We start from the raw sequence: 18,214 nt of genomic DNA, 5'->3' as shown, positions 1-18,214 counted from the left end.
CGGCTCGGGCGCTGCGGTTGCGGATCGGACGGGATGAGCGGGAACGCGACGCGAGACGGCTCCGAGGGGCTGCTGCACCGCTGGCACGCCGCGCGCACCGCCGCCCGCGGGCTGCCGGCCTACGAGGACATGGTCCTGGGCAATCTCGGCCGTATGGCGAGCCGGGCCGCCCTGGTGGACGCCTCGCCCGGCCGCCCCCGCCTGCTCTGGGTCGGCGAGGCGTTCGAGGACTGGCTCGGCCCGTGCCAGGCGTCGCGCGTGGCGTCGTCCGAGGCATCCTCCGATACATTCTCAGATTCATTTCCCGATACATTTCCCGATTCTTGGGCCGGCCGCCTCCTCGAGGCCGTGCCGGGTGGGCTCTCCCACCCGCTGCAGGAGATCGTCGCCGACGCGCTCGCCGGCGGCGCGCCGGTCAGCACGCCCTGTGCCCGGGTGGCGGGCGGCGTCGCCTACACCACCGAAGTGGCCGGTCTGCCGCTCGCGGGCCCGTCCGGGCGCCTGGTGCTCCTGTGCCTAGCCGGCCGGACCGTGCGGACGAACCTGCTCAAGACCCTGTTTCGCTCCACCCGGCAGGGCATGGCCGCGGTCACGGCGCTGCGCGACGGCGCCGGCACGGTGGTGGATTTCCGCATCCTGTCCCTCAACGACGCCGCCGCGGCGATGATGCGCACCACCATCGAGCGGGCCCAGTGGCGGCGCCTGTCGACGCTGCTGCCCGCCGCCACCGTCGGGCCGATGCTGGCGCGCCTGAACGCCGCCCTGTCCGGCGACCGGCGCCACTACGAGACCTCCTACACCCGGCCCGACGGGAGCCCGCTGCACGTCCGGGTCGAGATCGCGGCGATCGGCGACCTCCTCGGCGTGACCCTCACGGATATCGGCGACCTGAAGGCCCGCGAGGCGTCGGCGCGCCTCCTGTTCGAGCACAACCCGGTGCCGATGTGGCTCTCGGGCAAGGACGGGGCCGTGCTGGCGGTCAACGACGCCGCCACCGGCCATTACGGCTTCCCGCGCGAGGATTTCCTGCGCCTGTCCGCCGGCGATCTCGTGATGCCGGGCGCCGCGGGGCCGGCCCAGCGCCACCGCCGGCGGGACGGCGGCGTCATCGACGTCGAGGTGTTCTCCGGTCCGATCCCGTTCGAGGGCCTGAGCGCCACCCTGACGGCGTGCGTCGACGTGACGGAGCAGCGCCGGGCCGAGCGGCGCATCGCCCACATGGCCCATCACGACGCCCTCACGGGCCTGCCGAACCGCGTGCTGTTCCACGAGCGCCTGGCCGCCCTGGTGGCGGAGCGGGCCCCGGCTGGCCTGCTCTGCCTCGACCTCGACCACTTCAAGCTCGTCAACGACACCCTCGGCCATCCGGCAGGCGACGCGCTGCTGCGCCAGGTCGCCGAGCGCCTGCGCGCCTGCCTGGGCGGGCACGGGCTGGTGGCGCGCCTCGGCGGCGACGAATTCGCGGTCCTCCACCGCGCCGAGCGGCCGGCGCTCGTCGCGCTCGCCGACCGGATCATCGCCGCGCTCTGCCGGCCCTTCGCGCTCGACGGCCAGGACGTCACGGTCGGGGTCAGCATCGGTATCGCCCTCGCGCCCGAGCACGGCGACGACCCGGACGGGCTCCTGCGCAAGGCCGACACCGCCCTCTACGCCGCCAAGGCCGACGGGCGGGGCACCCGACGCCTGTTCGAGCCCGCCATGGACGCGGCGCTCCAGGCCCGCCGCGCCCTCGAGCGCGACCTGCGGGCGGCGATCGCCTCCGAGGCGCTCGAGGTCCACTACCAGCCCCTCGTCGACGCCAGGACCCTCGCGGTGACCGGCTGCGAGGCGCTGCTGCGCTGGCGCCACCCCGAGCGCGGCTTCGTCTCGCCGGCCGACTTCATCCCGGTCGCCGAGGAGACCGGGTTGATCGCATCCCTGGGCGAGTGGGTGCTGGCCCGGGCCTGCCGCGAGGCGGCCGGCTGGCCGCGCCCGGCGCGGATCGCCGTCAACCTGTCGCCGGTCCAGTTTCGCGCCCCCGACCTCGTCGGCACCGTGGCCCGGGCGCTGGCGGAATCGGGCCTCGACCCGGCGCGCCTCGAGCTCGAGATCACCGAGCAGGTGATGCTGGAGGAGAGCGCCGCCAACATCGCGGTGCTGCACCGGCTGCGCGGCCTCGGGGTGCGCATCGCGATCGACGATTTCGGCACCGGCTACGCCTCGCTGAGCTACCTGCGCGCCTTCCCGTTCGACAAGATCAAGATCGACCGCTCGTTCACCGCGGCGCTCGGCCAGGAGGCCGCCGCCCTGGCGGTGGTGCAGGCGGTGATCGGGCTCGGCGCCAGCCTCGGTACCACCACGGTGGCGGAGGGGGTCGAGACCGAGGCGCAGCTCGCCCTCCTGCGGCGCAGCGGCTGCGACGAGGTGCAGGGCTTCCTGTTCAGCCGTCCGGTCCCGGCGGCCGACCTGCGCGCCCTCGTCTCCGCCGCGCTCCCCTGGCGGGCGGCCGCCTGACTTTCCCCGAGCCTGAGTCCGGCGGGACACAACCTGCGGCGGCGGGAGCGGCTAGGCATGGGCAACGTCTCCCGACGGGCCGCCGGACCGGCCCGTCCCGCCGAAAGGTCGCCATGCCCCCGCGCCGCCTCGTCCTCGCCCTCCTCGCCGGGCTGCCGCTCGCGGCCTGCAACGCCCGCGGGCCCGCCCAGGTCGCGGCGGTCGATCCGGATGCGGCCTGGTACATCGGCACCATGCCCGACCAGCCCTACGACGTGCCGCTGGTCGACCGCAGCCGGATGGAGCCGAAATACCGGCCCCAGACCGTCGCCTATACGGGGCTGGAGAAGCCCGGCACCGTGGTGGTCGATATCGACGAGCGCTTCCTTTACCTCGTCCAGGAGGGCGGTCAGGCGCGCCGCTACGGCGTCGGCGTCGGCAAGCTCGGCTTCTCCTGGAAGGGCACCGCCACGGTCGGCCGCAAGGGCGTCTGGCCCGATTGGGGCCCGACCGCCAAGATGGTCAGCCTCAACCCCGACCTGCCGCGCACGCGCAAAGGCGGCGTCGACAACCCGCTGGGCGCCCGCGCCCTCTACCTCTACCAGGGCGGCCGCGACATCCTGTTCCGCATCCACGGCACCAACGAGCCCTGGAGCATCGGCGAGCAGATGTCCTCGGGCTGCGTGCGCATGCTCAACGAGGACGTGGTCGATCTCTACGAGCGCGTGCCGGTGGGCACGACCGTGATGGTGAAGCGGAACGGGAAGTACCGGGTTTAGGGGCAAGCGTCGTCGGGCCGCGCGTGGACCCTCCTCCCTCTTCGCAATGCTGTTCGGGGAAAGAAGAGGCGCAGGTTTCCCCTCTCCCCGCGGGCGGGGAGAGGGCTGTGTTCCCGTCCAGGGAACACAGCGAGGCGTCAGCCGGGGGTGAGGGGGTGTTGCCGGAGGAGCCTCACGCGTCGACACCCCCTCACCCTCGCTCCGGCTTTCGCCTCCGCTTGCCGCGTCACCTGGACGGTGACACGTCCCTCTCCCCGCCCGCGGGGAGAGGAGAAGTCCTGCGCCATCCTTGTCCTCGGACAGCCCTGCGCAGAGGGGGAGGTTTTTGGCGGGTTGCGCCCCTCCTCACACCGGCGGGTGCATCCAGAACTGGGCGATCAGCGCCGCGCCGAGGAAGGTGCCGGCATTCGCCATGAACGACACCACCACGATGCGCCAGCCGAGGCGCCGGAAGGCCGGGAAGTCCTTGGCGAGCGACAGGCCCGCGAAGGCGAGGATCGGGGTGGCGAGCGCCAGGAAGTTGATCCGGCCCGTGGCCGCGGCGATCTCGGCCGAGAACGGCGTGCCCGGATAGGTCAGCGCCATGCCGATCAGCGACGCCCACACCACCGCCGGCAGCCGGCGCCCGGCCAGGCGGTAGAGCACCTCGCCGACGATCACCACGGCGACGATGATGGCGGCGCCGGCGAGCACCTGCCCGTCGGGTTTCGTGCCGTAGGTGAGCCCGTTGCCGATGAGGCCGAGCGCCGCCGTGGCGATCCAGATCAGCACCAGGGCCGGCAGGCCGAAGGCCGGGGCGGCATGGGCCGGGGCGGCATGGGCCGCGACCGTCCCGGACGGCGCGGGCGCGGGGGCGGTCTCGATCCGCCCGCGACCCCGGCCGAGGATCGGCTCCAGCACGCCGTAGGCCCAGATCGTGAAGGGCAGGGACAGGAACAGGGTGAAGTAGGTGCCGATGGTGGTGGTGATGAGGTTGCTCGCCGCCGCGAAGGTGGCGACCTCCTTCGCCATCTCGGGGGTCTGCTGCGCCGCGATGGCGCCGGCGGCCGCCGCCATCATGCTGCCCGAGCCGACGCCCGCGCCCATGGCGAGCGCCAGCGGGTTGAAGATCCCGAGGCTCGCGATCAGCCCGGCCAGCACCGCGATGAACACCGCCCCGAACACCGTGCCGGTGAGGTACTCGGCGAGCACGCCGCGGCCCTCCGGCGAATCCATGCCGTAGCGCTCGCCGATGATCGCGAGACTGGGCTCGCGCCCGACCGAGAAGGTGGCGCCGATCGCCTCGCGCTTGAGGCCGAGCAGGAGCGCCACCGGCAGGCCGAACACCATCGTGCCGAAGAAGTGGCCGAATTCCTGGAACACCAGGGCCCAGCCGGCGCCGAGGATCTTCGGCAGCGACCCGCCGACGAGGAGCCCGAGCTTGGCGACGAAGAGCAGCAGGGCCGGCTGCAGGATCGCGCCCGCCGCGTGCTGGAGCGACACCGGCAGCCGCAGGGCCGGCGGCAGGCGCGGCGCGGCGAGCCCGAGGCCCCCGCCCATCAGCAGCGCCCAGAGCAGCGGCAGCAGGATGATCTTGCCGTGGCCGAGCGGGATCGAGACGTTGCCGATCAGCTCGGCCAGCGTCACCACCACGAGGGCGAGGAGGAAGAGCGTCAGGATGCCGGTGCGCCCGGCATGGGTCGTGGGCGCGACGGCCGGGCCGCCGCTCGCGAGGGTACCGCTTGTCATGGGGTGACGTCTCCGGTGCGAGGGGGGCGGTCCGGGGGCCGCCCCCCGGACCGGGTGGGGTGTCAGGCGCCGACGCCGGGGGCGTAGCCGAAGGAGGCGGCGGGGGCGGCGGCGGTCTCGACCCAGACGCTCTTGACCTGGGTGTATTCGTGCAGGGCCTCGAGGCCGCTGGAGCGGCCGTAGCCGCTCATCCCCGAGCCGCCGAAGGGCGAGGAGACGTGGATCGTCTTGTAGGCGTTGATCCAGAAGGTGCCGGCCCGGACCAGGGCCGCCATCCGGTGGGCGCGGCCGACGTCGCGGGTCCAGACCGCGCCGGCGAGCCCGAACGCGGAATCGTTGGCGATGGCGACCGCCTCCTCTTCCGTGTCGAACGGGATCACCGTCACCACCGGCCCGAAGATCTCGGTGCGGGCGCAGTCCATGGAGTTGTCGGCGCCCGACAGCACCGTCGGGCGGACGTAGAAGCCGCCCTCCGCCGGGTGGCCGTCGCTGCCGGCGGCGAGCCGGGCGCCCTGGTCGAGGCCGCCGCGGATCATCGCCAGCACGTGGCGGTACTGGGCGGCATTGTTGATCGGCCCGACCTCGGTCTGCGGATCGAGCGGATCGCCGACGCGGATGCGGTCCGCGCCCTCGGCCAGCATGGCGACGAAGCGGTCGTGGACCGGGCGCTCGACGAGGAGCCGCGAGCCGGCGACGCAGGACTGGCCGGCGCCCGCGAAGATCGCGGCCTGCGCGCCCAGGCACGCCCGCTCGAGGTCGGCATCGGCGAACACGATGTTGGCCGACTTGCCGCCGAGCTCGAGCACGCAGGGCTTGAGGTAACGCGCCGCGGCCTCGGCGATCTTCGCGCCGGTGGCCGGCGAGCCGACGAAGACCACCTTGGCCACCGCCGGCTCGGCGAGCGCCGCCTGCCCGGTGGTGTGGCCGTAGCCCGACAGCACGTTGACGACGCCCGCCGGCAGCCCGGCCCGCTCGGCGAGCGCCGCCACGGCGAGCGAGGTGAGGGGGGTCAGCTCGGAGGGCTTGAGCAGCACCGCGTTGCCAGCTGCCAACGCCGGGGCGAGCTGCCAGCCGCAGGTGAAGACCGGGGCGTTCCAGGGCGTGATCTGCAGCACCACGCCGAGGGGCTCGCGGCGGGTGTAGTTGAGGTGGCTGGTCGGGACCGGGATCACCTCGCCGTGCAGCTTGTCGGCCCAGCCGGCGTAATACTCGAACATCTCGGCGACCTTGGTCGCCTCGACGCGGCAATCGCGGATCGGCTTGCCGGCGTTCAGGGCCTCGAGGCGGGCGAGGGGCTCGATCTCGCCCCGGATCGTGCGGGCGATCTCCTGCATCACCCGGCCGCGGGCGGCGCCGGTGAGCGCGGCCCAGCGGGCCTGGCCGGCGGCCGCCGCCCGCGCGGCCTCGGCGGCGACCGGGGCGCCGGCATCCGGGTATTCGGCCAGCGTCAGGCCGGTGGAGGGATCGACGAGGCGGATCGCCTCGCCGGTACCCGGCACCATGCGGCCGTTCACCCAGGAGCCGATAACGGAGGTCTCGGGGAAGAAAGGCCGCATCAGGGCGGCCAGGGTCTGGGGACGGGTCTCGGTCATGACGGGTCCTTCCGGTCAGGCGAGCTGGAGCTTGACGATGGCGTTGAAGTCGGCGTCGTCCGCGATCTCGGCGCTGTCGCGCCACAGCCGGACGGCCCGCGCCGACAGCGGCAGGTCGAGGTCGAGGGCGGCGATCAGCTCGCCGGCGAGCCGCACGTCCTTGCGCATCAGCTTCATGGTGAAGCCGGAATCGAAGGCACCGTTGAGCACCCAGGTCGGGAAGTTGACCTGCGTGACGCCGCTGCGGCCCGACCCGGCATTGATGCCGGCCAGCAGGCGCGCCGGCTCGACGCCGGCATCCCGCGCCATCCGCACGGCTTCCGCGGCGGTGATCAGGTGGGCGGCGCACAGCAGATTGTTGGCGAGCTTGGTGACGTGGCCGGCGCCGACGCCGCCGACATGGACCCGCGTCGCGCTCATCGCGGCGAGCACCGGCTCGGCCCGGACCACCGCCCCGTCGCTGCCGCCGAGCACCATCGTCAGCGTCGCGGCGTGCGCGCCCTTCGGGCCGCCGCTCACCGGGGCGTCGATCAGGTCGAGGCCGGCGGGCTCCAGCGCCGCCGCGATCCGCCGGGTGACGTCCGGGTGCGAGGTCGAGGTGTCGACGATCAGGAGGTCCGCCTTCGCTCCGTGGAGAGGCCCGTCGGCACCGAGCAGCACCGCCTCCACCACCTCGGGGGTCGGCAGCGACAGCACCACCGCGTCGCACTCCCGCCACAGGGTCGCGGGGGTGTCGGCGATCGTGATCCCGTCCGCCGCGAGGGCCGCGCGGGCGGCGGGGGCGGGGTCGTAGCCGATGACCTCGAAACCGCCCCGCCGCAGCGAGAGGGCCATGCCCCGGCCCATGTTGCCGAGCCCGACGACGCCGATCGTGCGCATGTCCTGATGTCTCCCGTGGGCGCCGGGATCGTTGGCCGCGGCGCCTCCTGGGAACCGGAGAGTGAGGCAGGCCGGCGTTGAGCAGAACGGCACTGGCAGGTATTTTGCGTTGACTTGCCGGCAACGCACCCGGCGGGTGGGGAGGGAAGACGTCCGATGCAGAGCCTCGACGAGCGCTGCCTGCGCTACCTTGCGGAGGCGGTCGGCTGCGGGTCGGTCCGCGCCGCGGCCGACAAGCTCAACGTCAACGCCTCGGCGGTGAGCCGCCAGATCGTCCAGATGGAGGGGCAGCTCGCCACGCCGCTGATCGAGCGCCACCGCCGCGGCGTGCGGGCGACGCCGGCCGGCTCGCTCCTCCTCGATTACTACCGGCGCCAGGCCTCCGACCGGGAGGACATCCTGGCCAAGCTCACCGAGCTGAAGGGCCTGCGCCGCGGCCATATCGACGTGGTGCTGGGCGAGGGCTTCGTCGGCGACCTGATGTCGGGCCTGCTCCAGGGGTTCTGGGCCCGCCACCCCGACCTGACCATGACCCTCGACCTCGCCGCGACCAACGACGTGGTGCGCCGGGTCGTCGAGGACGAGGCGCATCTCGGCCTCGTCTACAACCCGCCGCCCGAGCCGCGGCTGCGCACCCACCTGGCGATGCCCCACCCGATCCGGCTGCTGGTGCGGGCCGACCATCCGCTCGCCGCCCATCCGGGCCCGGTGCGGCTCGCCGACCTCGCCGGGCACCGCCTCGGCACGATGCACCCGGCCTACGGCATCCGGCAGATCATCGCGGCGGCCGAGCGGGCCGAGGGCGTGCGGCTCGATCCCGTCCTGATCACCGGCTCGATCGGCGTGCTCAAGCAGTTCGTCGCCTCCGGCATCGGCGTGACCCTGCTGCCGGCCTTCTGCGCCGCCCAGGAGATCTCGGCGGGCAGCCTGGTGGCGCTCCCCCTCGCCGATCCCGGCCTCGACGGCGTCGAGGCCCAGATCGTCACCCGCCTCGGCCGCCAGCTCTCGCCGGCCGCCGGCACGCTGCTCCAGCACCTCGCCCGCGGGATGGCCGGGGAGGCGAGGAGCGGGGCTCGCAGGCCGTCTTCCCCGAGGTGATGCGGAGCCGGCGCAGTCGGTAAAAATCACGGGGGACGTTGGAACTTTCCCGGCCGTCGTCGGGCGTGGAATTCCGGCGGCGCCCGGCAATGTAGAGGTGACGATATTCACGCTGCATTAGGATCTCTGCCGCAGCGTCCGTCCACCCTATGCTGTCCCGATGGTGGCCGGAACGGCCCGTCCCGGGACCTCCACGAGTGTTCGCTCATGTCGTCCCGCACAATCTCGTCTCGCGCCGCGCCGTCTCGTGCCCCGTCGCGTCGCCTGGTGAACCTGCCGCTCGCCGCCAAGATCGCGGCGGCGCCCGTCCTGCTCCTGTGCCTCAGCCTCGCCGTCGCGGTGGTGTCGTGGCGCAACCTCGAGACCGTCGAGGAGACGACCGCCTGGTCGGCGCATACCCGCGAGGTGATGCAGAACGTCGACCGCACGGTCCTCGCCATGGTCAACCGCGAATCGGGCCTGCGCGGCTTCCTCCTGTCGGGCGAGGCGTCGTTCCTGGCGCCCTACCGCGCCGGCGAGGCGGACTTCGCCGCCGCCCTCGGGCGGGCCCGGGCGCTGGTGGCCGACAACCCGGAGCAGCGTGCCCATCTCGACGCCCTGGGGGTGCTCGAGCAGCAATGGACCGGTGAGGTCGCCGCGCGGGCGATCGCTCTGATGGAGGATCCGGCGACGCGGGAGGCGGCGCGGCGGATCGAGGCCTCGGGCGCCGGCAAGGCGGTGATGGACGCGATCCGCGCCAAGGCCGCCGCGCTCGCGGCGGTCGAGCAGACGCTCCTGGACGAGCGCCGGGCGGCCTCCGCGGCCGCCGTGCGGCAATCGCGCCTCGCCAGCCTCGTCGGGTTCGCCGTGATGGTCGCGGCGGCGGCGCTGTCGCTGCTGCTCCTGCATCGCGGCGTGATCCGGCCGATCCGCGGCATGACCGCGGCGATGGGCCGGCTCGCCGGCCACGACCTCGCCGCGGAGATCCCCGGCGCCGGCCGGCGCGACGAGATCGGCGGCATGGCCGATGCCGTCCAGGTGTTCAAGGACGGCCTGATCCGGGCCCGGGCGCTGAAGGAGGAGACGAGGCTCGCCCGCGCTTCCGCCGAGGAGCAGCGCCGCGCCGGCATGCGCCAGATGGCGGACGCCTTCGAGACGGCGGTCGGCGGCATCGTCGGCCAGGTCGCGGCCTCGGCGACCGAGCTGCAGGTCACCGCCCGGACCATGACGGCGACCGCGACCCGGACCGCCGCGCAATCGACCGCCGTGGCCGCCGCCGCCGAGGAGGCCTCGTCCAATGTCGGCACCGTGGCGGCGGCGGCCGAGGAGCTCGGCGCCTCGGTGGCGGAGATCGGCCGCCAGGTCGACGGCTCGGCCAGCCTCGCCCGCACCGCCGCCGCGGAGGCCGGCGCGACCGCCGGGGTGGTGCGCGACCTCAGCCTGGCGGTGAACCGCATCGGCGACGTGGTCGGGCTGATCTCGTCGATCGCCAGCCAGACCAATTTGCTCGCGCTCAACGCCACCATCGAGGCGGCGCGCGCCGGGGCGGCCGGCCGCGGCTTCGCCGTGGTGGCGGCGGAGGTGAAGGAACTCGCCGGCCAGACCGCCAAGGCCACGGACGAGATCACCGGCCAGATCGCCGCCATCCAGGCCGCGACTGGCCGGGCGACCACCGCGATGGCGGGCATCGGTGGGCGGATCGACGAGATCAGCGGCGTGTCGGCGGCGATCGCGGACGCCGTGGAGGAGCAGGGCGCGGCGACCCGCGAGATCGTCCGCAACGTCTCCCAGGCTGCGACCGGCACCGGCGAGGTCACCGGGACCATCGCCGGGGTCGCGGGCGCGGCGGAGGAGACGGGCGCGGCCGCGGGCCGGGTCCTGACCTCGGCCTCCGCGCTGTCGCACCAGTCGGAGCGTCTCTCCGCCGAGGTGGCGCGCTTCCTCGCCACCGTGCGGGCGGCCTGATGGGCCTGCGCGGATCCGACCGCCGACGGGGGCCCGCGTGCCGCCCGGTGGTTCTCAGTGCATCTCACAAAACTCCCGCCGCAATGTCGCCGCCACAGCAAGCCGAGGCGGTGATCGGGAGTTTTGCGAGAGACACTCAGGCGGGCGGGGAGATCGGGCCCGGTTCCTCGACCGCCCGTCCGAGGGCCGCGCGGAAGTCCGGCAGGGCGAGCACGTGCAGGAGGTCGCGCAGCAGGCCTGCCCGCTCGGGGCCGAAGGCCGCGTCGAAGCGGGCCTGGACCTCGTGCCACAGCGGGGTCGCCTCGGCGAGCTTGGCGGTGCCGGCCTCGGTCAGCGCGACGCGGCGGGCCCGGCGGTCGTGCGGGTCCGGCACGACGCTGACATAGCCGTCCCGGGTCAGGGGCTTGAGGGTGTGGGCGAGCCCGGAGAGGTCCATCACCATGGCCTCGGCGAGGGTCCCTATGGTCGGGGTGCCGAGGCCGCGGATCGTCGCGAGCAGGCCGAACTGCGTCGCGCGCAGCCCGCAGGGCGCCAGCGCCTCGTCGTAGAGCTGCCCGACGCTGCGCGTCGCCCGGCGCAGGGCCGCGTTGCTGCAGCGGGTCGGCTTGATCGTCACGGGCGGGCCTCCGCATCCCGGCGCCCTGCGGCCGCTCGGGAGCATCCTCGGGTATGCAGCCTGGCGCACGCCGCCGCAATGCGCCCGCGCCGAACGTCGCGGGGGTTCGGGGGAAGACGGGGTGACGGGCTCCGCTATATGCAGCGGCCGACGCGGTCGGGCCCCACCCGGCATGACCGCGCAGGCGCCCGGACGGATGGGAGACGGATGACGCAGCGCCCGGACCTCGAAGCGGAGAACGCGCGCCTGCGCGCCGGGCTGGCGACGGCCGAGCGCGAGCGGGACGCGGCGCGGGCCGAGGCCCGGGCGGCCGGGACCTCCTCGCCACGCGGCGTTCCGGCCGGGACCGCCCGCCCGGGCGGGTTCCTCGGCGACCCGCGCCTGCGGGCGGCGCTCGGCATCGCCACCGTCGGGGTGATCGTGTTCGACATGGCGGGCCGGGTGCTGGAGGCCAACGACACCTTCCTGGCGATGAGCGGCTACGACCGCGACGACCTCGCCCTGGGCCGTCTCACCGGCGCCACCCTGGTGCCGCCGGAATGGCAGGCGGTGTCCCGCCGCGTCATCGCCGAGCTCCAGGCGCGGGGCCGCTCGGACTCGACCGAGCGCGAGTACCTGCGCCGGGACGGCTCGCGGTTCTGGGGCCTGTGCGCGGCGACCCGGCTCGACGACGGCAACGGCTTCGAGTTCATCATCGACATCACCGACCGGCGCCGGACCGAGGAGGCGCTGCGGCGCAGCGAGGCGCGCTACCGCGCGCTGTTCGAGGCGATCGACGCCGGCTTCTGCGTCATCGCCCTGCGCTTCGACGCCGACGGCCGGGCCGAGGATTACCGCTTCCTCGAGGTGAATCCCGCCTTCGAGCGCCATACCGGCCTGACGGGTGCGGCCGGGCGCTGGATACGCGACCTCGCCCCCGACCACGAGCGGCACTGGTTCGACCTCTACGGCCGGGTGGCGCGGACGGGCGAGTCGGTCCGCTTCGTGCAGCCGGCCCGGGCGCTGGGGGATCGCTGGTACGAGGTCCACGCCTTCCGGGTCGATCCGCCGGAGGCCCACCACGTCGCGGTCCTGTTCAACGACGTGACCGCGCAGCGCCGGCTCGAGGAGGCGCTGCGTGGCCTCAACGAGACCCTGGAGCGCCAGGTCGCCGTGCGCACCGCCGAGCGCGACCGGATCTGGCAGGTCAGCCGCGACATGCTCGGCGTCGCCGACGCCGCGGGCGTCTGGCTCAGCGTCAACCCGGCCTGGACCGCGGCCCTCGGCTGGCAGCCCGAGGAGGTGGTGGGCCGCAGCTCCGCCTGGCTCGAGCACCCGGACGACCAGGACCGGACCCGCGACGAGATCCGGCGCCTGGCCGCCGGCGAGCCGACCCTGTCGTTCGAGAACCGGTTCCGCACCCGGGACGGGAGCTACCGTACCCTGTCGTGGCGGGCGGTGCCGTTCGAGGGCAGCCTGTACTGCGTCGCCCGCGACGTCACCGACCAGCGCGAGCGGGCCCAGCGCCTCGTCCAGGCCGAGGAGGCCCTGCGCCAGTCGCAGAAGATGGAGGCGGTGGGCCAGCTCACCGGCGGGGTCGCCCACGACTTCAACAACCTGCTGACCATCATCCGCTCGTCGGTGGATTTCCTGCGCCGGCCCGAGCTGCCGGAGGCGCGCAAACGCCGCTACCTCGACGCGGTCTCCGACACGGTGGACCGGGCGGCTAAGCTCACCGGCCAGCTCCTCGCCTTCGCCCGCCGCCAGGCGCTGGCGCCCGAGGTGTTCGACGTCGTCGCCCGTCTCCAGGGCGTTGCCGACATGCTCGACACGGTGACGGGCGCGCGCATCCGCGTGGTGACCGAGGGCCCCGACCGGCCCTGCTTCGTGCGCGCGGACCTGAGCCAGTTCGAGACCGCGCTCATCAACATGGCGGTCAACGCCCGCGACGCCATGGAGGGAGAGGGGACCCTCACCCTGGCGGTCGCCTGCGGGGCGGAGAAGCCCGAGATCCGCGGCCACGCCGCGGCGAGGGGGCCCTTCGCGGCGATCTCGCTCACCGATACCGGCACCGGCATGAGCCCGGCGGTGATCGACAAGATCTTCGAGCCGTTCTTCACCACCAAGGAGGTCGGCAAGGGTACGGGTCTCGGCCTGTCGCAGGTGTTCGGCTTCGCCAAGCAGTCGGGCGGCGACGTCGACGTGGCGAGCCGGGTTGGGCAGGGCTCCACCTTCATCCTGTACCTGCCGGAGGTGGCCGCCCCGGCCGAGCCCGGGCGCGCGGCCCCGGCGGACGAGGGAATGGCGCCGGCCCGCGCCGGGCAGCGGGTGCTCCTCGTCGAGGACAATGTCGGCGTCGGCCGCTTCGCCGCGCAGATCCTCGGCGACCTCGGCTACGTCGCCACCTGGGTCACCAACGCCGAGGCCGCCCTCGACGTGCTCGGCGAGGACGCCGCCTACGACGCGGTCTTCTCCGACGTGGTGATGCCCGGCATGGGCGGCATCGAGCTCGCCAAGACCCTGCGCCGGCGCCATCCGGGCCTGCCGGTGCTGCTCACCTCCGGCTACAGCCACGTCCTGGCGCAAGAAGGCTCCCACGGCTTCCCGCTGCTGCACAAGCCCTACTCGGCCGAGCAGCTCTCCAGGATGCTGGCGAGCGCGATCGGGCAGCGGCGGCCGGCGGCGCCGGGCGGCCCGGTCTCAGGCCCGGCTCCCTGAGAAGCTCCGGCGGTACGCCGCCGGGCTGGTGCCGAGGCGGGTACGGAAATGGTGGCGCAGGCCCGCCGGGCTGCGGAACCCGCTCGCCTCGGCGACCTCGGCAAGCGACACCCGACCCGGCCGCTCCAGCAGCTCCCGGGCGAGGCGCAGCCGCTCGGCGACGATCCACTCGCCCGGCGGCAGCCCGGTCGCCGCGGCGAAGCGGCGCTGGAAGGTGCGCAGGCTCATGCCGGCGAGGCGCGCCATGGCGGCGAGTGGCCGGTCCTCGCGAAGGTTCGCCCGCATCGCCTCGATCGCCGGCCCGAGGCGGGCTGCCTCATGCCCGCGCAGCACCGGCGCCTCGATGAACTGGGCCTGGCCGCCCTCCCGGTGCGGCGGCACGACGAGGCGGCGCGCCACGGCGTTGGCGAGGTCGGGCCCGAAATCCCCGCGCACGACATGAAGGCACAGGTCGATCCCGGCGGCGCTGCCCGCCGCGGTGAGGATCCGCCCCTCGCCGACGTAGAGCACCCGGGAATCGAGGGCGATCGCCGGGTAGCGCGCCCGGATCGCGTCGGCGTAGCGCCAGTGGGTGGTGGCCCGGCGGCCGTCGAGGAGCCCGGTCGCCGCCAGCACCGCGAGGCCGGAGCACAGCGACATCAGCCGCGCGCCGCGGGCATGGGCGTCGACAAGCGCCCGGACCAGGGCCGGCGGCACGGGCGCGTCGATCCCGCGCCAGCCCGGCACCACCACGAGGTCGGCCTCCGCGACGAGGTCGAGCCCGCCCTCGACCGCGACCGTGAGGCCGCCGGCGGCGCGCAACGGGCTCGGCTCGGCCGCGCAGGCCGCGTAGCGGTACCAGCCCGGGCCGGCCTCCGGCCGCGGCAGCCCGAACACCTCGAAGGCGACGCCGAACTCGAAGGTGCACAGCCCGTCATAGGCCAGGACCGCGACGCGCGGGCCGGAGGTGAGGCACGGGAAGGCGGGGCGGTTTGGCACGATCTCGACGCAGAACGGCGGCCGGCCCGGAGGCGGACCGGCGGGGGAGGGGGCAGGATAGCCCGGTCGAGAGGAAAGCGAAGCCACCATGTCGAGCACAGCGATGTCGAACCCCGTCACCGCGATCCCGCCCGCCCCCGCCGCCGAGGTCGCGGCGCATTACGCCCGCCGCCTCGCCTTCGAGACCGACTGCGCCGACGTGCACGCGGCGCTCGCGGGGGCCGAGCCGGGTTTCGTGCTCCTCGACGTGCGCGGGCCGGCCCTCTACGCCAGGGGCCACGTCCCCGGCGCCCTCAACCTGCCGCGGGGCAAGATGACGCCCCGGCGCATGGCCGAGTGGCCGACCGGCACGCTGATCGTGGTCTATTGCGCCGGTCCGCACTGCAACGGGACCGACAAGGCCGCCCTGCATCTGGCCGGGCTCGGGCTGCCCGTGAAGGTGATGATCGGTGGAGTGACCGGCTGGGTGGACGAGGGCTTCGTGTTAGCGGAGTCCTGACCGGACTGAACCGGGCGCTCTCGTTTCGCGCCCGATCATACGACGCTGTGTGACGACGTCGTATCGGCGTCGGGACCGGACACGATGCAGCGTCCGGCCCCGATCCTTCTCACGCCGCCGTGAAAGCCCGCAGCACCGCGTCGGCCGCCTCGCGGGTGGTCGCCGTGCCCTTGAGGTCGCGGGTGCGCGACGCCGGCTCGCGGAGCGCCGTCTCGATCGCCGCCACGATGGCGTTCGCGGCGTCCACCTCGCCGAGGTGTTCCAGCATCATCGCGGCGGTCCAGATCTGGCCGACCGGGTTGGCGATGCCCTGGCCGGCGATGTCCGGCGCCGAGCCGTGGACGGGCTCGAACAGCGAGGGGAAGCGCCCCTCCGGGTTGATGTTGGCCGACGGCGCGATGCCGATCGTGCCGGTGCAGGCGGGGCCGAGATCCGACAGGATGTCGCCGAAGAGGTTGGAGCCCACCACCACGTCGAACCGGTCCGGGTTCAGCACGAAATGGGCGGTGAGGATGTCGATGTGGTACTTGTCGCGCCGGACGTCAGGGTAGCGCTCGCCCATCGCCTCGACCCGCTGGTCCCAGTACGGCATCGTGATGGCGATGCCGTTCGACTTGGTGGCCGAGGTCAGGTGCTTCTTCGGCCGCGACTGCGCCAGGTCGAAGGCGAATTTCAGGATCCGGTCGACGCCGTGACGGCTCATCACCGTCTCCTGGATCACGATCTCCCGTTCGGTGCCCGGATACATCGTGCCGCCGACGGACGAATACTCGCCCTCGGTGTTCTCGCGCACGACATAGAAGTCGATGTCGCCGGGCTCGCGGCCGGCGAGCGGGCAGGGCACGCACGGCATCAGCCGGACGGGGCGCAGGTTGACGTACTGGTCGAACTCGCGCCGGAACTGCAGGAGCGAGCCCCAGAGCGAGACGTGGTCCGGCACCGTGGCCGGCCAGCCGACGGCGCCGAAGAAGATCGCGTCGGTCGGCGTCAGGATCTCCTTCCAGTTCGCCGGCAGCATCGTGCCGTGCTCGGCGTAGTAGTCGCAGGAGCCGAAGGTGTGGTGCTCGAGGTCGAGGCGAAAGCCGTACTTCTCCGCGGCGGCCTCGAGGAGGCGGACGCCCTCCGGCACCACCTCCTTGCCGATGCCGTCGCCGGGGATGACCGCGATGCGGTAGTGACGATTCGTGTCGGTCATGTCGAAATGCCCTCTCACGCCAGCGCGGCGCGCACGTCGGCGACGTCGAGGACGTCGTTCAGCGTCTGCTCGAAGCGGGCGAGCAGGGTGTCGATGTCCTCGTCCGTGCAGCAGAGCGGCGGGGCGAAGCCGACGATGTCGTCGGCGAAGGCGCGGAAGATCACGCCGTTCCTGTAGCCGAACCGGGCGAGGTGGCCCGAGATGCCGAGATCGGCCGAGGGCTTGGTGCGCTTCGCCTTGTCGGTGACGAGCTCGATGCCCGCGAGCAGGCCCCGCACCCGCACGTCGCCGACGAGGGGATGGTCGGCGAGGCGTTTCAGGCCCGCGGTGAAGCGCTCGCCGGCGCGCCGCCCGTTCTCCAGGATGCCGCCCTCGGTGTAGAGCCGCAGCACTTCGAGGCCGACCGCGGCGCTGACCGGATGGGCCGAGTAGGTGAAGCCGTGGCCGATCGGCTTGCCGGCCGGGGCCCCGTCGGCGATGGCGCGGTAAATCCGATCCGACATCAGCACCGCGCCCATCGGGCTGTAGCCCGAGGTCAGGCCCTTGGCGGTGGTCATCAGGTCCGGCACCACGCCGTCATGCTCGCAGCCGAAGAGCGGGCCGGTGCGGCCGAAGCCGGTGATGACCTCGTCGGCGACGAACAGGATGTCGAGCTCGCGGGCCGCCTCGTGCATCGCCTTCAGCCAGCCGTCCGGCGGGACGATCACGCCGCCGGAGCCCTGGATCGGCTCGGCGAAGAACGCCGCGACGTTGTCGGCCCCGAGTTCCTCGACCTTGGCCTTCAGCGCCGCGACTGATGAGGCGATCACCGTCGCATCGTCGTCGCCGGCCGGGTTGCGGTAGGGATAGGGCGAGGGAATGTGGTGCTGGAGCGTGGTCGGCGCGTCGAAGTTGTCGTGGAAGGACTGAATCGCGGTCAGCCCGGCGCCGATAGTCGAGGAGCCGTGATAGCCCCGCTCCAGGGCGATCATGTGCTTCTTCGTCGGCCGGCCGGTGACGTTGTAGTAGTAGCGGATGAACCGCACCGCCGAATCGACCGCGTCCGAGCCGCCGAGCGTGAAGTAGACGTGGTTGAGGTCGCCCGGCGCCAGCTCGGCGAGGCGGGCGGCGAGCCGGATCGCCGGCTCGCTCGAGAAGTGGAAGTAGCCGGTGGCGTAGGGCAGCCGGCGCATCTGCTCGGCCGCGACCTCCACGATCGACTCGTGGCCGTAGCCGACATTGACGCACCACAGGCCCGAGAACCCGTCGAGCAGGGTGTGGCCCTCGGCATCGGTGAGATACGCGCCCTTGGCCGATTGCAGCACCGTGGCGCCGCGCGCCTCGTGGCCCTTCCACGAGATCACCGGGTGGATGAGGTGGTCGCGGTCGAGCTCGATCAGGGAATTGGGGCGCATGGCTCAGAGGCTCCGGGGCGGCGTGAGTTGCAGGATGCCCGGGGGGCCGCGGGATTTTTTGCCGAGATGGGCGGGCGGCACCGCGCGGGGAGCGGGTTTGGACGGGGCGGGGCGGCAGAATCGGCGGGGGAGGGATCCGGCGGACGGCCCGGGCGTGCGATGCGCGAATGCCCGTCAGAGGCGCGAGTCTCCCCTCTCCCCGCGGGCGCAGGGCTGCCCGGGGAAAAGAAGTGGCGCGTCTCCCCTCTCCCGTGTGGGAGAGGGGCCGGGGGTGAGGGTGCTACGGTTCCGTTTGAAGCGCTCAGCGGTTAGCCGCCAGCACGACGGGCTGGGCTTTATTCAG

Annotated in this window: 13 protein-coding genes; 6 read left to right on the top strand and 7 right to left on the bottom strand. The window is 73.5% G+C overall.

The window, feature by feature from the left end; genetic code table 11:
• Positions 1-33 precede the first annotated feature (33 nt).
• Both BMX97_RS05700 and BMX97_RS05695 read left to right on the top strand, forming a co-directional pair.
• A complete protein-coding gene (locus BMX97_RS05700) occupies positions 34-2,493 on the top strand; it encodes a putative bifunctional diguanylate cyclase/phosphodiesterase (RefSeq protein WP_177202130.1) in 2,460 nt (819 codons plus the stop codon).
• A 113-nt stretch (positions 2,494-2,606) separates the two neighbouring features.
• Positions 2,607-3,251, top strand: a complete 645-nt coding sequence (locus tag BMX97_RS05695; protein ID WP_091746491.1) for a L,D-transpeptidase — start codon at positions 2,607-2,609, stop codon at positions 3,249-3,251.
• A 345-nt stretch (positions 3,252-3,596) separates the two neighbouring features.
• Here the strand turns inward: BMX97_RS05695 and BMX97_RS05690 are convergent, their stop codons facing one another.
• The 3 genes from BMX97_RS05690 to BMX97_RS05680 form a co-directional block, all read right to left on the bottom strand.
• On the bottom strand, positions 3,597-4,979 hold the full coding sequence (locus BMX97_RS05690; RefSeq protein WP_091746488.1) for a DUF3100 domain-containing protein: 1,383 nt from the start codon (positions 4,977-4,979) through the stop codon (positions 3,597-3,599).
• Between the two features lie 62 nt (positions 4,980-5,041).
• Positions 5,042-6,571 (bottom strand): aldehyde dehydrogenase family protein, encoded by a 1,530-nt coding sequence (locus tag BMX97_RS05685; protein ID WP_091746485.1) that lies wholly within the window; start codon positions 6,569-6,571, stop codon positions 5,042-5,044.
• Between the two features lie 15 nt (positions 6,572-6,586).
• Entirely contained in the window at positions 6,587-7,543 is a 957-nt protein-coding gene (locus BMX97_RS05680) for an NAD(P)-dependent oxidoreductase (RefSeq protein ID WP_280142787.1), read from the bottom strand.
• A gap of 63 nt (positions 7,544-7,606) precedes the next feature.
• Between BMX97_RS05680 and BMX97_RS05675 the strand changes: the two genes are divergently transcribed.
• Both BMX97_RS05675 and BMX97_RS05670 read left to right on the top strand, forming a co-directional pair.
• On the top strand, positions 7,607-8,548 hold the full coding sequence (locus BMX97_RS05675) for a LysR family transcriptional regulator (RefSeq protein ID WP_091746461.1): 942 nt from the start codon (positions 7,607-7,609) through the stop codon (positions 8,546-8,548).
• Positions 8,549-8,755: 207 nt separating this feature from the next.
• A complete protein-coding gene (locus tag BMX97_RS05670) occupies positions 8,756-10,492 on the top strand; it encodes a methyl-accepting chemotaxis protein (protein WP_091746458.1) in 1,737 nt (578 codons plus the stop codon).
• Between the two features lie 136 nt (positions 10,493-10,628).
• Here BMX97_RS05670 and BMX97_RS05665 read toward each other — a convergent pair whose 3' ends face one another.
• Positions 10,629-11,108 (bottom strand): MarR family winged helix-turn-helix transcriptional regulator, encoded by a 480-nt coding sequence (locus BMX97_RS05665; RefSeq protein WP_244538299.1) that lies wholly within the window; start codon positions 11,106-11,108, stop codon positions 10,629-10,631.
• A gap of 207 nt (positions 11,109-11,315) precedes the next feature.
• Here BMX97_RS05665 and BMX97_RS05660 point away from each other — a divergent pair, with 207 nt between their 5' ends.
• On the top strand, positions 11,316-13,805 hold the full coding sequence (locus BMX97_RS05660) for a hybrid sensor histidine kinase/response regulator (protein ID WP_244538298.1): 2,490 nt from the start codon (positions 11,316-11,318) through the stop codon (positions 13,803-13,805).
• Here the strand turns inward: BMX97_RS05660 and ftrA are convergent.
• Positions 13,788-14,783: a transcriptional regulator FtrA gene (gene ftrA / locus BMX97_RS05655; RefSeq protein WP_244538297.1), complete on the bottom strand. Its 996-nt coding sequence runs from the start codon at positions 14,781-14,783 to the stop codon at positions 13,788-13,790. The genes BMX97_RS05660 and ftrA overlap by 18 nt on opposite strands.
• A 103-nt stretch (positions 14,784-14,886) precedes the next feature.
• Between ftrA and BMX97_RS05650 the strand changes: the two genes are divergently transcribed.
• On the top strand, positions 14,887-15,282 hold the full coding sequence (locus tag BMX97_RS05650) for a rhodanese-like domain-containing protein (protein ID WP_091746450.1): 396 nt from the start codon (positions 14,887-14,889) through the stop codon (positions 15,280-15,282).
• 109 nt (positions 15,283-15,391) lie between these two features.
• Here the strand turns inward: BMX97_RS05650 and BMX97_RS05645 are convergent, their stop codons facing one another.
• Together BMX97_RS05645 and BMX97_RS05640 are read right to left on the bottom strand one after the other, a co-directional pair.
• On the bottom strand, positions 15,392-16,477 hold the full coding sequence (locus BMX97_RS05645) for a tartrate dehydrogenase (RefSeq protein ID WP_091746447.1): 1,086 nt from the start codon (positions 16,475-16,477) through the stop codon (positions 15,392-15,394).
• Positions 16,478-16,491: 14 nt separating this feature from the next.
• Positions 16,492-17,871 carry an aspartate aminotransferase family protein gene (locus tag BMX97_RS05640; RefSeq protein WP_091746444.1) on the bottom strand — a complete coding sequence of 460 codons (1,380 nt, stop codon included), beginning with the start codon at positions 17,869-17,871 and terminating at the stop codon, positions 16,492-16,494.
• Positions 17,872-18,214 lie beyond the last annotated feature (343 nt).

It is taken from the genome of Methylobacterium sp. ap11 (assembly GCF_900110515.1).
GTDB classification, from domain to species: domain Bacteria; phylum Pseudomonadota; class Alphaproteobacteria; order Rhizobiales; family Beijerinckiaceae; genus Methylobacterium; species Methylobacterium ajmalii.
The sequence above is the reverse complement of the archived record's forward strand: the minus strand, read 5'-3'. Positions and strand labels throughout refer to the sequence as shown.